Annotated in this window: 13 protein-coding genes; 6 read left to right on the top strand and 7 right to left on the bottom strand. The window is 72.7% G+C overall.

Annotation, left to right across the window (positions count from 1 at the left end):
- Positions 1-24 precede the first annotated feature (24 nt).
- Positions 25-1,893, top strand: a complete 1,869-nt coding sequence (typA, locus tag ACGFIR_RS23760; protein ID WP_393002426.1) for a translational GTPase TypA — start codon at positions 25-27, stop codon at positions 1,891-1,893.
- Between the two features lie 76 nt (positions 1,894-1,969).
- Here typA and ACGFIR_RS23755 read toward each other — a convergent pair whose 3' ends face one another.
- Positions 1,970-2,635 (bottom strand): class I SAM-dependent methyltransferase, encoded by a 666-nt coding sequence (locus tag ACGFIR_RS23755; protein ID WP_393147184.1) that lies wholly within the window; start codon positions 2,633-2,635, stop codon positions 1,970-1,972.
- Positions 2,636-2,701: 66 nt separating this feature from the next.
- Here ACGFIR_RS23755 and ACGFIR_RS23750 point away from each other — a divergent pair, with 66 nt between their 5' ends.
- Positions 2,702-3,556, top strand: coding sequence for a serine hydrolase (locus ACGFIR_RS23750; RefSeq protein WP_393147182.1), 855 nt, complete (start codon positions 2,702-2,704; stop codon positions 3,554-3,556).
- 9 nt (positions 3,557-3,565) lie between these two features.
- Here ACGFIR_RS23750 and ACGFIR_RS23745 read toward each other — a convergent pair whose 3' ends face one another.
- Entirely contained in the window at positions 3,566-4,363 is a 798-nt protein-coding gene (locus tag ACGFIR_RS23745; protein ID WP_393147297.1) for a tyrosine-protein phosphatase, read from the bottom strand.
- 146 nt (positions 4,364-4,509) lie between these two features.
- On the opposite strand from ACGFIR_RS23745, the gene ACGFIR_RS23740 reads away from it, so the two are divergent.
- Positions 4,510-5,607, top strand: a complete 1,098-nt coding sequence (locus ACGFIR_RS23740) for a mandelate racemase/muconate lactonizing enzyme family protein (protein ID WP_393147180.1) — start codon at positions 4,510-4,512, stop codon at positions 5,605-5,607.
- Between the two features lie 58 nt (positions 5,608-5,665).
- Positions 5,666-6,580: an NlpC/P60 family protein gene (locus ACGFIR_RS23735; protein WP_393147178.1), complete on the top strand. Its 915-nt coding sequence runs from the start codon at positions 5,666-5,668 to the stop codon at positions 6,578-6,580.
- Positions 6,581-6,653: 73 nt separating this feature from the next.
- Here the strand turns inward: ACGFIR_RS23735 and ACGFIR_RS23730 are convergent, their stop codons facing one another.
- From ACGFIR_RS23730 to pnuC, 3 genes are all read right to left on the bottom strand, one after another.
- Entirely contained in the window at positions 6,654-7,655 is a 1,002-nt protein-coding gene (locus ACGFIR_RS23730) for a TerC family protein (RefSeq protein WP_393002416.1), read from the bottom strand.
- 331 nt (positions 7,656-7,986) lie between these two features.
- On the bottom strand, positions 7,987-9,036 hold the full coding sequence (locus tag ACGFIR_RS23725) for an AAA family ATPase (protein ID WP_393147176.1): 1,050 nt from the start codon (positions 9,034-9,036) through the stop codon (positions 7,987-7,989).
- A 143-nt stretch (positions 9,037-9,179) separates the two neighbouring features.
- Positions 9,180-9,833, bottom strand: coding sequence for a nicotinamide riboside transporter PnuC (pnuC, locus tag ACGFIR_RS23720; RefSeq protein WP_393147174.1), 654 nt, complete (start codon positions 9,831-9,833; stop codon positions 9,180-9,182).
- A gap of 100 nt (positions 9,834-9,933) precedes the next feature.
- Between pnuC and ACGFIR_RS23715 the strand changes: the two genes are divergently transcribed.
- Together ACGFIR_RS23715 and ACGFIR_RS23710 are read left to right on the top strand one after the other, a co-directional pair.
- Positions 9,934-10,227: an antibiotic biosynthesis monooxygenase family protein gene (locus ACGFIR_RS23715; RefSeq protein ID WP_393147172.1), complete on the top strand. Its 294-nt coding sequence runs from the start codon at positions 9,934-9,936 to the stop codon at positions 10,225-10,227.
- 135 nt (positions 10,228-10,362) lie between these two features.
- A complete protein-coding gene (locus tag ACGFIR_RS23710) occupies positions 10,363-11,124 on the top strand; it encodes an SDR family oxidoreductase (protein WP_393147170.1) in 762 nt (253 codons plus the stop codon).
- Positions 11,125-11,130: 6 nt separating this feature from the next.
- Here ACGFIR_RS23710 and ACGFIR_RS23705 read toward each other — a convergent pair whose 3' ends face one another.
- Both ACGFIR_RS23705 and uvrB read right to left on the bottom strand, forming a co-directional pair.
- Entirely contained in the window at positions 11,131-11,994 is an 864-nt protein-coding gene (locus ACGFIR_RS23705; RefSeq protein WP_393147168.1) for a helix-turn-helix domain-containing protein, read from the bottom strand.
- Positions 11,995-12,081: 87 nt separating this feature from the next.
- The gene (uvrB, locus tag ACGFIR_RS23700; RefSeq protein WP_393147166.1) at positions 12,082-14,190 is read right to left on the bottom strand and encodes an excinuclease ABC subunit UvrB; all 2,109 of its coding nucleotides are present in this window, start codon (positions 14,188-14,190) and stop codon (positions 12,082-12,084) included.
- Positions 14,191-14,399 lie beyond the last annotated feature (209 nt).

The following is a 14,399-nucleotide window of genomic DNA, read 5'->3' as shown; positions in this document are numbered from 1 at the left end:
ACCGCAGACAGGAGTATGGAGGGTATGCAGCTTCGCACCGACCTCCGCAACGTCGCCATCATCGCCCACGTCGACCACGGCAAGACGACCCTGGTCGACGCCATGTTGCGGCAGGCCGGCGCCTACGGCGCCCGCGGCGAGGTAACCGAACGGGTCATGGACTCGATGGACCTCGAACGGGAAAAGGGCATCACCATCCTGGCCAAGAACACCGGCGTGCGGTACCTGCCGGCCGACGGCTCCGACCCGGTGACCATCAACATCATCGACACCCCCGGCCACGCCGACTTCGGCGGCGAGGTGGAGCGCGGCCTGACCATGGTCGACGGTGTGGTGCTGCTGGTGGACGCCAGCGAGGGCCCCCTGCCGCAGACCCGGTTCGTGCTCCGCAAGGCGCTCAAGGCGCGCATGCCGATCATCCTGGTCATCAACAAGGTGGACCGCCCCGACGCCCGGATCAAGGAGGTCGTGGACGACACCTACGAACTCTTCCTCGACCTGGACGCCGACGAGGAGCAGATCGACTTCCCGATCGTCTACGCCTGCGCCCGCGACGGCATCGCCTCGCTGACCCAGCCCGCCGACGGCGCTGTCCCCGACGACAGCAACAGCCTGGAGCCGCTGTTCCGCACCCTGCTCGACACCATCCCGCCGCCCGCGTACGACGAGGAAGCGCCGCTTCAGGCGCACGTCACCAACCTCGACGCCTCCCCGTTCCTCGGCCGGCTAGCGCTGTGCCGCGTACGTCAGGGCACCATCAGCAAAGGCCAGACGGTGGCCTGGTGCCGCACCGACGGCAGCACCCAGCGGGTCCGCATCTCCGAGCTGCTGATGACCGAGGGCCTGGAGCGCAAGCCGGCCGAATCGGCGGGCCCGGGCGACATCATCGCCGTCGCCGGCATCCCCGAGATCATGATCGGTGAGACCCTGGCCGACGCGGAGGACCCGCGCCCGCTGCCGCTGATCACCGTCGACGAGCCGGCCATCTCGATGACCATCGGCACCAACACCTCGCCGCTGGTCGGCCGGGTCAAGGGCGCCAAGGTCACCGCCCGGATGGTCAAGGACCGCCTCGACAAGGAACTCGTCGGCAACGTGTCGCTGCGGGTGCTGCCCACCGAGCGCCCCGACGCGTGGGAGGTGCAGGGCCGCGGCGAGCTGGCGCTGGCCATCCTCGTCGAGCAGATGCGCCGCGAGTCCTTCGAGCTGACCGTCGGCAAGCCGCAGGTGGTCACCCGGGAGATCGACGGCAAGACCTGCGAGCCCGTCGAGCGGCTCACCATCGACGCCCCCGAGGAGTACCTGGGCGCGATCACCCAGCTGCTGGCGACCCGCAAGGGCCGCATGGAGCAGCTGGTCAACCACGGCACGGGCTGGATCCGGATGGAGTGGCTGGTCCCGGCCCGGGGCCTGATCGGCTTCCGCACGGAGTTCCTCACCGAGACCCGGGGCACCGGCATCCTGCACCACGTCTTCGAGTCGTACGAGCCGTGGTTCGGCGAGCTGCGTACCCGCAACAACGGCTCGCTGGTCGCCGACCGCTCCGGCGCGGTCACCGCCTTCGCGATGACCAACCTCCAGGAGCGCGGCCAGCTCTTCGTCGAGCCGGGCACCGAGGTGTACGAGGGCATGATCGTCGGGGAGAACTCCCGCTCCGACGACATGGACGTCAACATCACCAAGGAGAAGAAGCTCACCAACATGCGCTCGTCGACGGCCGACGAGACCGAGAAGCTGATCCCGCCGCGCAAGCTGTCGCTGGAGCAGGCCCTCGAGTTCTGCCGCGAGGACGAGTGCGTCGAGGTCACCCCGGCCGCCGTGCGCATCCGCAAGGTCGTACTCGACCAGACCACCCGTGGCCGGGCCGCCGCCCGCCGCAAGCACGCCGGCTGACCTACGACGGCAGCCACCCCCGGAGCCCGGACCGCCCCGCGCGGTCCGGGCTCCGCCCGTTGCGCCCTCCGGACACTCAGGTGGGACGGGTGGCGAGGAAGCCGAACAGGTCCGGCACCGGGCCGGAGCCCGTCTCGACGGTACGCACCAGGGTCAGGCCGGCGTCGGTGACCGCGTTGAGCAGGTCGGCCAGCGGGACGTGCCACGCGCCGACGCGCACCCGCACCCCGTGCGGCGCCCAGGCCCGGAAGCTACGCTCCCGCTCGGCGTAGCCGCCGTCGATCACGATCCGCTGTGGGTCGGAGCGGTCGGCGAAGGCCCCGATGAAGCACGGGTGCACTCCGACGTGGACGAACCGGCCGCCGGGCGTGAGCACCCGTGCGACCTCGGCGACGACCGCCGCGTAGTCGGGCACGTCGGTGTGCGCCAGCACGCACGCCACCGCCGGCACCGAGGCGTCGGCCACCGGCAGCGCCGCCGCGTCGGCACGGGCCACCGGCAGACGCGGTCGGGCGTGCCGCAACTGCCCGGCGGACAGGTCGAGCCCGACCGGCTCCCAGCCTAGCCGGCGCAGCTCCGCCGCCTGCAGCCCGGTCCCGCAGCACAGGTCGAGGCAGCGGCCGGGGCCGGGGCCGAGCAGGTCGCCGAGCCGGCTGCGGACCCGGGTCATGTAGTCGCCGGACGTGTCGGTGGCGAACGCCTCATACCAGTCGGCGTGCGCGTCGTAGGCGGCAACCGTCATCCCCGCACGGTACGACCGATCGCCCCGCCCCGCCGCCCCGTCGACCGACCCGCTACGGTCAGCCGCATGACCTGGGACGCGCTCGACGCCCATCTGGACGGGGTGCCCGGCACCGTGTCGGCGTACGTGGGGCGGGTCGGCGCCACTCCCACCTGGACCCGGCACGCCGACGCGACCCACTACGCCGCCAGCACCATGAAGGCCGCGGTGCTCGTCGCACTGCACCGCGCCGCCGAGGCCGGCACCCTCGACCTGGACGCCCCGGTGCCCGTGCGCAACGAGTTCGATTCGGCGCTGCCCGGCGCCCCCCGGTTCTCCTGCGCCCGCCACTACGACAACGACCAGGCCGTCTGGGAACGCGTCGGCGGTGACGCGCCACTGCGCTGGCTCGCCCACCGGATGATCGTCCGCTCCAGCAACCTCGCCACCAACGTGGTCATCGGCCACGTCGGACTGCCCGCCGTGGCACGGGTGTGGGACCTCGCCGGCGCCCGGCACAGCGTCACCGGCCGGGGCATCGAGGACTTCGCGGCCCGCGAGGCGGGCGTCACCAACCTGGTCACCGCCGCCGACCTGGCCGCGCTGCTCGCCGCCGTGGCCGCCGGCGCGGACCGCCCCGGCCCGCTCGCCTCACCGGCCGGCTGCGCCGCCATGCTCGACGTGCTGTTCGCCCAGGAACACCGCGAGGACCTGGCCGCCGGGCTGCCCGAGGGCACCCGCATCGCACACAAGAACGGCTGGGTACGCGGCGTGCGGCACGGCGCGGGAGTGGTCTTCCCCGACGACGCGCCGCCGTACGCCGTCGTCGTCTGCACCACCACCGACCTCGCCGACGGCGGCGCCTCCGGCGAGGAGGACGACGCCTGCCGACTCATCGCACGGGTGTCGGCCGCGGCCTGGGACGCCCGGCACGACCTGTGACCCGACGCCTCAGTCCAGCAGGTGCGCCCGCAGCGCCGCCACGACGTCGTCGCCCACCCCGAGCCCGTCACGCAGGTACGCCCCGAACGACCCGTGCACCCGGTGCACCTCCGCGTACGCGGCGTCCAGGTACTCCTCCCGCACCTCGAGCACCGGGCGTACCGCCTCGGCGTCCAGCCCCGGCATCCGCCGCCGCATCGCCTCCAGCATGACCTCCCGCAGGCTCTCGGTCAGCCGGTTGTTCGCCAGGTAGTCGGCCCGGATCGCGGCCTCGTCCACCCCGAGCGCGCTGAGCAGCAGCACCGTCAACCAGCCGGTCCGGTCCTTGCCCGCCGAGCAGTGGTAGACCAGCGGCAGGTTCTCCGCCTGCGCCGCCAGCCGCACCGCCGCGCCGAAGTTCGCCCGCGCCGACTCCCCGCTGACGAACCAGCGGTAGATCGCCTCCATCGCCGCCGGCGTCCCCTGTCGGGCCAGGGCCGTGTACGCGCTCAGGTCGTGCCCGAGCAGCACCGCCGAGACGTACGTGAAGACGGGATGCTCGGCGTCGTGCACCGGCAGGTGCACGACCCGCGGCTCGCCGGTCAGGCGGTCCGGCGGGGCGACCGTCATCTCCGAGTCGTGCCGCAGGTCGACCACGCACGCCGGGCCCAGCTTGGCCAGCAGCGGCACGTCCTCGTCGGTCAACCGACCCAGCGCCGGGGTACGGATCAGCACCCCCGGACGCACCCTGCGGCCGTCGACGCCGACCAGGCCGCCGAGGTCGCGCGCGTTCGGCGCGCCCACCAGCTCCCAGTCCCGCCCGACGATCCGCTCGCTCCCCGCGCTCATGCCGGCACTCCACCGCGCTCCGCGCCGCCATGGGGCGCCGCCGCCCCGCACCCGATGATCCGCTCACTTCGTTCGCTCATGCCGGCCTCCCCTTCGCCTGCCCGTGTCCGTATAGGGTGCCGCACATGACCATCGCCGCGGTACGCACCCATCGGCTCTCCGCGCCCCTGCACACGCCGTTCGTCACCGCGCTGCGCCGTACCACCACCGTGGAGACCCTGGTGGTGGAGGTGGTCGACGCGGACGGCCGGTCCGGCTACGGCGAGGCTCCGCAGGTGTGGCAGGTGACCGGGGCCTCCGTCGCCGGTTCCGAGGCGTGCGTCCGCGAGCTGATCGGCCCGATGCTCACCGGTCGCGACGCCGACGACCTGGTGGCCCGCTGCACCGAGGTGCAACGGGTCGTGGTCGGCAACGAGGCGGCCAAGGCGGCCGTCGACGTGGCGCTGCACGACCTGGCGGCGCGGCGGCTCGGCGTACCGCTGGTGCGCCTGCTGGGGGGCACCGCCCTGCGGGTGCCCACGGACGTCACGCTCGCCGCTGGCGACGCGGTGGACCTGGCGGCGGCGGCCCGGCAGCGGCGGGCGGAGGGCTTCGGCGTGCTCAAGCTGAAGGTCGGCACAGACGCCGCCGGCGACCTGGAGCGGGTCCGCGCGGTGCGCTCCGCGGTCGGCGACGGGGTGCGCATCCGGCTCGACGCCAACCAGGGCTGGACCCCGCGCGAGGCGGTCCGGGTGATCCGCGGCGTCGAGGACGCCGGGCTGGGCGTCGAGCTGGTCGAGCAGCCGGTCTCCCGCTGGGACCTGGACGGGCTGGCCTGGGTCAGCGATCGGGTGGACGTGCCGATCCTCGCCGACGAGTCGGTCTTCGGCGTCCGCGACCTGGTCGAGGTGATCCGCCGCCGGGCCGCCGACATGGTCAACGTCAAGCTCGCCAAGTGCGGCGGCCTGCACCCGGCCCGGACCCTGCTCGACCTGGCCGCCGCGCACGGCCTCGGCACCGTCGTCGGGTCGATGATGGAGACCCAGGTGGGCATCGGCGCCGCCGCGAGCCTGGTCGGCGCCTACGGCACCACCGCCGTGGCCGACCTCGACGCCGCCTGGTGGCTGGCCTGGTCGCCGGTGCGCGGCGGCCTGCGGTACGACGGCGCGACCGTCGTGCTGCCGGACGCGCCGGGCCTCGGAATCAGCTCCGTAAATGAAGTAAAGATGCAGAACCGTAGTTGATGCACGTCGGAAACTTTCATATGGTCGCGGGAACATTCGGCGCTAGCTGGGGGTGGACGTGGAGCTGCAACCGGGCCGGGAGGCCGTGGTCCGGGTCGCGGTCGCGACCCTCTGGAGCCACCCCGAGGCGGTACGACCCGTCGACGGTCCCGCTTTGGCCGCGCGTACCGACATCGCGGCCTGGATCTCCGGCATGGACACCGACCAGCAGGTCGGCGACTGCGTGCTCAGCCAGTTGCTGCTCGGCGAGCGGGTGCTGGTCACCGAGCTGCGCGGCGACGGCTGGGCCCACGTGGTGGCGGTCGAGCAGCCGGCCCCCCGGCTGCACCCGCACGGCTACCCCGGCTGGCTCCCCGCCGAGCAGCTCGCCCCCGTCGTCGCCGACACCGCCGACCCGCTCGTGGTCGACGCCACCGTCACCGCGCTGCGTGACGCGCCGGGCGGCGCCGAGGTGCTCTCCGGCGTCATCCTGGGCACCCGGCTGATCCCGGCCGGTCCGGCGGTCGACGGCTGGCAGCCGGTGCACGCGCCGGGCCACGCCGCGCCGCTCTGGCTGCCCGACGGCGACGCGGTGCCGGTGCCCGCCACACCCCCGTCGGCCGACGAGGTGCTGGCCGTCGCCCAGCGGCTGCTCGACGTCGTCTACATCTGGGGCGGGGTGTCGGCGTACGGCATCGACTGCTCCGGCCTGGTCCACCTGGCCTGGCGGCGGCTCGGCGTGCTGCTGCCCCGCGACGCCAGCGACCAGGCGACGGCGACCAGGCCGGTGCCGCTGGGCGCGGAACGCCCCGGCGACCTCTACTTCTTCGCCCGCCCCGGGCGCCGGATCCACCACATCGGCATCGTCACCGCCGAGCCGCGCCCGGACGACGACCGGCGGATGCTGCACGCCTGCTACCTGCAGCGCCGGGTGCTGGAGGAGCGGCTGCCCGACGAGCGCACCGCCACCCTGGTCGGGGTGCACCGGGTCTGACCCGACGAGCGGCCCCCGTACGACACGCGGAAGGGGCGCTCCCGGCGGGAGCGCCCCTTCCGTCGCGTACGCCTCAGCGGCGGGCGTCGGCCAGCAACCGCCGCCGGTCGTGGGAGGACTTGACCAGGCTGGCCACGGTCGCCACCCCGAGGGTGCCGACGATGATCGTCAGGGAGAGCCAGATCGGGATGTGCGGGGCCCACGCGACGTTCTCGCCGTCGTTGATGAACGGCAGGGTGTTGCCGGCGAGGGCCTCCAGCACCAGCTTGACGCCGATGAAACCGAGCACCACGGCCAGGCCGTAGCTGAGGTAGATCAGTCGGTTGAGCAGGCCACCGAGCAGGAAGTAGAGCTGCCGCAGGCCCATCAGCGCGAAGACGTTGGCGGTGAAGACCAGGTACGGCTCCTGGGTGATGCCGAAGATCGCCGGAATCGAGTCGAGCGCGAAGATCAGGTCGGTGGTGCCGATGGCGATCATGACGATCAGCATCGGCGTGAAGATCCGCTTGCCCTTCACCGTGTGGGTGGTCAGCCTGGCGCCGTCGTAGTCATGGGAGATCGGCAGCGCCTTGCGGCTCCACCGGATCAGCACGTTCTCGGAGAACTCGTCCTCGTCGGGCTCGCCCTGCCGGGCGAGGTTGATCGCCGTGTAGATCAGGAACGCGCCGAAGATGTAGAACACGAAGGAGAACTGGGAGAGCAGCGCCGCGCCGGCCGCGATGAAACCGCCCCGCATCACCAGCGCCAGCACGATGCCGATGAGCAGCACCTTCTGCTGGTACTGCCGGGGCACACCGAAGCGGGCCATGATGATCACGAAGACGAACAGGTTGTCGACCGAGAGGCTGTACTCGGTCAGCCAGCCGGTGTAGAACTGCCCGGCGGCGCTGGCCCCCGAGGCCAGCCAGACGCCGGCGCCGAAGAGCAGAGCCAGCCCGACGTAGAAGCCGACCCAGAGGCTCGACTCACGCACGCTCGGCTCGTGTGGTCGCCGACCGATGATCAGCAGATCCACGAGCAGGATCCCGGTCAGGGCGACGAGGGTCCCAGCCCAGACCAGTCCGGACACGTCCAAGGTTCATTCCTCCGGCAGACACACAGCGACGGGCACACCGTACGCCCTTGGTGGGCGCGGTGTGCCGACGGCGCTGACAGTGGTGACTGTCGGAGGTCTCTTCCGTCACCGCCTCGCAGGCGGTGACCGACGGGGCCGGGTCGCTCGTCCAGGATCGGCGCTCGACCGTGCTGACGACTCCGTCGCGGGGGAATACTCCCCTCCTTGCCCGTCATTGTTGCCCATCGCGGTAAGTGGCCGCAGCCCGGGCGACGGGTGTCCTATCCCACTCGCGGGCATCGATCGAGAAGTCCCGTGACGGGGTACACACCCCGTAGGGCATCCTAGGAGGCTAGGTGCTCTCTGCGGGCGGGAGCATCGGCTCGGCCAACGACCAGCCCGCCGCGAGCATCGCGTCGCAGGCCGCCACCGCCCGGTCCAGCCGCCGCCGGTGCGGGCCCGACAGTTCGACCACCGGCACCCCGCAGCCGGCCAGCTCCGCCCGGAACCGCCCGGTCATCCACGCCCGCAGGTGCTCGCCGTCGCGTAGCCCGTCGTCGTCGAAGGGCACACCGACGTGGTCGGTCAGCAGGTACAGCGCGGGCCGCCGGGCCGCCGCGCGCACCCGGTCCGAGGTCGAACCCAGGTACCGCTCCTCCCAGACGGCGGTGGCCCGCGCGTCGGTGTCGCAGAACAGCAGCGGGCCGCAGGCGCGCGCCGCGGCGTCCTCCGCCGCCTGCTGCTCCCGGACCACCTCGGCGAAGTCGTCGCGGTCCCAGGCCACGTCGAAGACCGTGGCAGCCGGGTCCCGCTCGCGCAGCCGGGCCAGCTTCCGCGCGGTCAACTCCCGGCCGTACTCGGTGACCCAGCGGGTGCCGTAGTGCGCGGCGAGGGCGGCGGCCATCGTGGTCGTGCCGGTCGACTCCGCGCCGAGCACCACCACCCGCCGGACGAACCACGCCCGCACCGGCGCGCTGAGCAGGTGCCAGTGGCCCCCCGGGTCCGCCCGCACCGCCGTGCCCGACACGGGCACGCCACGCCGCGCCGGGTCCACGCAGACGGACACCGCGCCGAACCGCCGGGCCAGTTCCGCGCCGTACGCCTCCGAGGAGAAGACGGCGTCCACCGGCGCCCCGCCCAGCGCCTCCCGGAACACCGCACAGTGCAGGTCCCACACCGCCGGATCGGCGTAGTCCACGGGGTGGTCGTCGTGGCGGCCGACGAAGCGGACCCACGGGGTGCCCGCGTGCACCTCGCGTAGCCAGTCCAGCCGCAGGGCGAGCGGTATCGACTCCCGGCGCGACGGCGCCACCACCACGGTGACGGCCGCGCAGCGGGCCGCGGCGGCCTCGATCAGCGCGTGGTGACCCGCGTGCGGCGGATAGAACTTGCCCACCACCATCGCGTGCCGGAACTCCGGCCGGAGCGGCCCACCGGCCCCCGCCGGCGTGCTGCCACCGTCCGGTGCACCGGCCGGCGGGCACCCGTCAGTCGGCCGGCACCCCACGGTCGGCGGGCACCCGTCGGTCGGCGCCGGCCCGGCGCTCACGGCGCGGCCGGTACCGGGCCGGGCGGCACCGGGGTCGGGGCGGCGCCGCGCCGCAGGTCCGCCCGCCATTCGCGCAGCCCGAGCACGCACAGCCCCAGGAAGATCACGTAGAGGGCGGCGGTGAGGTACAGGCCCTTGTAGGCGTACAGCGGGATGTAGATCAGGTCGGCGGTGATCCACAGCCACCAGCTCTCCACCCGCTTGCGGGTCTGCCCGTACGTGGCCAGCAGCGACAGCGCGGTGGTCAGCGCGTCCGGCAGCGGCACGGTGGAGTCGGTGGCTGCGTCCAGCAGCGCCCAGAGCCCGCCCGTCAGCGCCACGCCCGCCGCCGCCAGCGCCCACCACTCCCGGCGGCCCGTGGCTGTGACGGTGAGCCGGGTACGCCGCTCACCGCCGTACAGCCACGCCCACCACCCGTACAGGCCCAGGCCGACGTAGACGATCTGGAGGCCGGCGTCGGCGTAGAGCCCGGCCGTCCAGAACAGCACCATCAGCAGCAGCACGTTGGCGATGCCGACCGGCCAGTTGGCGATCCGCTGCCGGGCCACCAGCCAGACGTTGAGCACCCCCGTGCCGAAACCCAGCAGCTCCGCCCAGGTGGTGCCGGTGCCCGCCACGGTGAACGCCGTGCCGGTGAGCCAGTCGATCATGCGCCTCCCCTGTCCCGCGCGCCCACCCTAGATCCGCCCGGTCGGCGGGAACAGCCCCCGCGGCGTCCGGCCCCCGAGGGCGACGTGAAAGGCTTCGGGCATGGTGCTTGAGGTCGCGCTCATCGACGTACTGCCGGGCCACGAGGACGCGTTCGCCGCCGCGTACGCCGAGGGGCATCCGGTGCTCGCCGGCACGCCCGGCTGCCGGTCGGTGCGGATGACCCGGGGCGTCGAGTCCCCGAGCCGGTTCGTGCTGCTGGTCGAGTGGGACTCGGTCGAGGCGCACAACGACAACTTCCGCGCCACGGAGCGCTTCGCGCAGTGGCGCGCGCTGATCGGCCCGCACTTCGCCAACCCGCCGCTGGTCGAGCACTTCGTGGACGTGCCGGCCTGAACTGTCGTACCCCTGCCCTAGGGTGCGCCGTGCACGCGTCGGCCGCCGGTCCCGACGGGCTCGGGGGCGCCGGGCCCGGCTGCCGCGCGGCGATAACCGCTGGCCCCCGGGCACGGGGCCCGGTTGACTGGCCCCATGACGCAACGGGTGGCCCTCGTGACGGGCGTGAGTCGGCGCATCGGCATCGGCGCGGCGGTCGCCCGCACCCTCGCCTCGGACGGCTGGCAGCTGCTGCTCACCGGTCTGCCGGAGTTCGACGACGCCCAGCCCTACGGCGGTGACCCCGAGGGCGTGCCGGCGCTGCTGAGCGAGCTGGGCGGCGGTGCCGCTCACGTCCGCGCCGACCTGCTCGACCCGACGGCACCCGCCGACCTGGTCGGCGAGGCGATGCGCCGGCACGGCCGGCTCGACGCGGTGGTCGCCGTGCACGCCTACTGCACCGACACCCCGTTCGGCGCGCTGGACGCGGCCGAGATCGACCGGCATCTGCTGGTCAACGTGCGGGCCACGCTGCTGCTCGCCGAGGCGTTCGCCGAGGCCTTCACCGCCGGCGAGGGCGGCCGGTTGGTGCTCTTCTCCACCGGCCAGCGTCTCGGCCCGATGCCGCAGACCCTCGCCTACGCGGTCAGCAAGGCGGCGGTGGAGAACGCGACCTTCCAGCTCTCGCCGCTGCTGATGCCTCGGGGCATCACCGTGAACTGCGTCCACCCCGGCCCGACGGACACCGGATACGCCTCCCCCGAGGCGTACGCCGAGGTCGCGAAGCTCTTCCCGAGCGGACGCTGGGGCACCCCGCAGGACGCCGCCCGGCTGGTGCGGTTCCTCTGTTCCTCCGACGCCGACTGGATCACGGGCCAGGTGATCGACTCGGAGGGCGGCTTCCGCCGCCACCGGTGATCCGGCTCAGCCTGCGGCGAGGCGGTTCAGCGCCTCGATCGTCTCCTCCGGACCGAGGGCCGCGTCCAACAGCCAGCCCGTCAGCTGCTCGTAGCGGTCGACGTCGGCCGCCGTGACCAGACGCACGTCGGTGGTCAGCGCCTCCAGCATCACGGTGCGCGGATCGGCCGGGTCGGGGAACGAATAGCAGGAGTACGGCGTGAGCGGCTGCGCACCACCCCGCGCGGCGGTGCCCCGGGGCAGCAGCCGGATCGTCACGTGCGGCAGGGCGGCCAGGTCGACCAGGTGCCGCAACTGCTCCCGCCAGACCTGCGGCGGGATGTCGTCGCCGGGTTCGCAGGCCGCCTCGGCGAGCAGCGCCGTGTAGCGGGGCGGGTCCGTCCGCCGCAGCACCTCGTGCCGCACTGCCCGGGCGCGCACGTCGGCGTCCACGTCGAGGGCCTGGTCGAGCAGCCGGCCGGCGGCGATCCGCAGCCGGGCGTACGCCGGGGTCTGGAGCAGCCCCGGCACGACGGCGGGCTGCCAGTCCACGATGCTCGCCGCGCCGGCCTCCAGCTCGGCGTAGGTGCGCTGCCGCTCGCCCATCTCCCCCAGCGCCTTCCACCAGCCCCTGCTGGTGGCGGCGTCGCGGGCGATGACGATGAGCGCGTCGCGCTGCGGCGGCGACACCTCATAGACGTCGAGCAGGTCGAGCACGTCGGCCAGGTCCGGCCGGCTCTGCCCCAGCTCGATACGGGACAGCTTCGAGGTGGAGGCCCAACCCAGCCGGTCACAGACCTGCTCCAGGGTCAGGGTCTCCCGCCGTCGTAGCTGACGCAGCTCGGCGCCCAGCCGGGCGCGACGAATGACCGGACTCGTTGGCAACGGCATCCCCAGCCTCCCCACCGAGGGAGACTACGCAGGACGATCACTGAGCGCAATAGCCCGCTCGCAGAACGCAACTGGGCTGCTCGGCGATCACTTCACCCCGGCCGCGTCCATGCCGCGCAGCTCCTTCTTGAGGTCGGCGACCTCGTCGCGGATCCGGGCGGCCAGCTCGAACTGAAGCTCCCGGGCCGCGGCCAGCATCTGGTCGTTGAGCTCCTGGATGAGCTGGGCCAGCTCGGCGCGGGCCATCCCCTCCCGCGCGGGCGCGGCCCCGCCGGCCCGGCTGCGGCTGCGGGTCTCCTTCACCGGCGCCTTGCCCCGGGAGAGCTGCCGCACCGCACCGCCGACCCGGCTGTTCTCGGTGTCCTCCGCCTCGCGGTAGATGTCGTCGAGGATGTCGTGGATCTTCTTGCGCAGCGGCTCGGGGCTGATGCCGTGCGCCTCGTTGTGCGCGATCTGCTTGTCGCGCCGCCGGTTGGTCTCCTCGATCGCCTCGGCCATCGAAGGAGTGATCTTGTCGGCGTACATGTGCACCTGACCGGAGACGTTGCGCGCCGCCCGGCCGATCGTCTGGATCAGCGACCGGCCGCTGCGCAGGAAGCCCTCCTTGTCGGCGTCGAGGATGGCGACCAGCGACACCTCCGGCAGGTCGAGACCCTCCCGCAGCAGGTTGATGCCGACCAGCACGTCGTAGTCGCCCTTGCGCAGCTCCCGCAGCAGCTCCACCCGGCGCAGCGTGTCGACCTCGGAGTGCAGGTAACGCACCCGGATGCCGTTCTCCAGCAGATAGTCGGACAGGTCCTCGGCCATCTTCTTGGTCAGCGTGGTGACCAGCACCCGCTCGTCGCGCTCGGTGCGCAGCTTGATCTCGTGCATGAGGTCGTCGATCTGGCCCTTGGTGGGCTTGACGACGACCTCCGGGTCGACCAGGCCGGTGGGGCGGATCACCTGCTCGACGAACTCGCCCTGGGCCTGCTCCAGCTCCCACGGGCCCGGCGTGGCGGAGAGGAAGACCATCTGCCCGACCCGCTCCAGGAACTCGTCGAAGCGCAGCGGCCGGTTGTCGGCGGCGCTGGGCAGCCGGAAGCCGTGGTCGATCAGCATCCGCTTGCGGGACGCGTCGCCCTCGTACATGCCGCCGATCTGCGGGATCGTCACGTGCGACTCGTCGACGACGGTCAGGAAGTCGTCGGGGAAGTAGTCGAGCAGGCAGTGCGGCGGGCTGCCCGGCAGCCGGCCGTCGATGTGCATCGAGTAGTTCTCGATACCGGAGCAGAACCCGACCTGGCGCATCATCTCGATGTCGTAGGTGGTGCGCATCCGCAGCCGCTGCGCCTCCAGCAGCTTGCCCTGCCGCTCCAGCTCGGCCAGCCGCTCGCCCAGCTCGGCCTCGATGTCGCGGATCGCCCGCTCCATCCGCTCCGGCCCGGCCGCGTAGTGGGTGGCCGGGAAGATCAGCAGGTGGTCGACCTCCTTGACCACGTCGCCGGTGAGCGGGTTGAGGTAGTAGAGCTTCTCCACCTCGTCGCCGAAGAGCTCGATCCGCACGGCCAGCTCCTCGTAGGCCGGGATGATCTCCAGCGTGTCGCCCCGGACGCGGAAGGTGCCCCGGTTGAAGGCCATGTCGTTGCGCGTGTACTGGATGTCGACCAGCCGGCGCAGCAACTGGTCGCGGTCCAGCTCCTGCCCGACCGCGACCCGCACCGCGCGGTCGAGGTATTCCTCCGGGGTGCCCAGCCCGTAGATCGCCGAGACGGTGGCCACCACGATCACGTCGCGGCGGGTGAGCAGCGACATGGTCGCCGAGTGCCGCAGCCGCTCGACCTCCTCGTTGATCGAGGAGTCCTTCTCGATGTAGGTGTCGGTCTGCGGGATGTAGGCCTCGGGCTGGTAGTAGTCGTAGTAGGAGACGAAGTATTCGACGGCGTTGTGCGGCAGCAGCTCGCTGAACTCCTTGGCCAGCTGCGCGCAGAGCGTCTTGTTGGGCGCGAGCACCAGCGTCGGCCGCTGTAACCGCTCGATCAGCCACGCGGTGGTGGCGCTCTTGCCGGTGCCGGTCGCGCCGAGCAGCACCGTGTTGCGGTCACCGCGACGGACCCGACGCTCCAGGTCGTCGATGGCCGCCGGCTGGTCGCCGGCCGGCTGAAACTCGCTGATGACCTGGAAGCGGCCGTCGAGCCGGGGAATGTCGAGCGCCATGACCACCACGGTACGCCGAAGGTCCGACAGCCCGACGCGACTACGCCCGGTCCGTGATCGGCTTCAATATTCGCATTGTGTGGCGCATCTCACCGGACTACCCTCTCCGTGTAGGCCGCTCGCGGCGGCCGACCGGGCAGGTGGCCAGGCCGTGAGGGCCGGCGCGCCCCCGGCACAGAGGTCGCAGCACCCGGCACGCCCGGCGTGCG

It is taken from the genome of Micromonospora sp. NPDC049051 (assembly GCF_043197575.1).
GTDB lineage: Bacteria > Actinomycetota > Actinomycetes > Mycobacteriales > Micromonosporaceae > Micromonospora.
The sequence above is the reverse complement of the archived record's forward strand: the minus strand, read 5'-3'. Positions and strand labels throughout refer to the sequence as shown.

What these genes read in the sequence shown, in the direction of transcription:
- pnuC (WP_393147174.1), bottom strand. Translation starts at nt 9,833, where the DNA reads ATGATCGACTGGCTCACCGGCACGGCGTTCACCGTGGCGGGCACCGGC.
- ACGFIR_RS23725 (WP_393147176.1), bottom strand. Translation starts at nt 9,036, where the DNA reads ATGGTGGTGGGCAAGTTCTATCCGCCGCACGCGGGTCACCACGCGCTG.
- ACGFIR_RS23705 (WP_393147168.1), bottom strand. Translation starts at nt 11,994, where the DNA reads ATGCCGTTGCCAACGAGTCCGGTCATTCGTCGCGCCCGGCTGGGCGCC.
- ACGFIR_RS23715 (WP_393147172.1), top strand. Translation starts at nt 9,934, where the DNA reads ATGGTGCTTGAGGTCGCGCTCATCGACGTACTGCCGGGCCACGAGGAC.
- ACGFIR_RS23710 (WP_393147170.1), top strand. Translation starts at nt 10,363, where the DNA reads ATGACGCAACGGGTGGCCCTCGTGACGGGCGTGAGTCGGCGCATCGGC.
- ACGFIR_RS23755 (WP_393147184.1), bottom strand. Translation starts at nt 2,635, where the DNA reads ATGACGGTTGCCGCCTACGACGCGCACGCCGACTGGTATGAGGCGTTC.
- uvrB (WP_393147166.1), bottom strand. Translation starts at nt 14,190, where the DNA reads ATGGCGCTCGACATTCCCCGGCTCGACGGCCGCTTCCAGGTCATCAGC.
- ACGFIR_RS23740 (WP_393147180.1), top strand. Translation starts at nt 4,510, where the DNA reads ATGACCATCGCCGCGGTACGCACCCATCGGCTCTCCGCGCCCCTGCAC.
- ACGFIR_RS23750 (WP_393147182.1), top strand. Translation starts at nt 2,702, where the DNA reads ATGACCTGGGACGCGCTCGACGCCCATCTGGACGGGGTGCCCGGCACC.
- typA (WP_393002426.1), top strand. Translation starts at nt 25, where the DNA reads ATGCAGCTTCGCACCGACCTCCGCAACGTCGCCATCATCGCCCACGTC.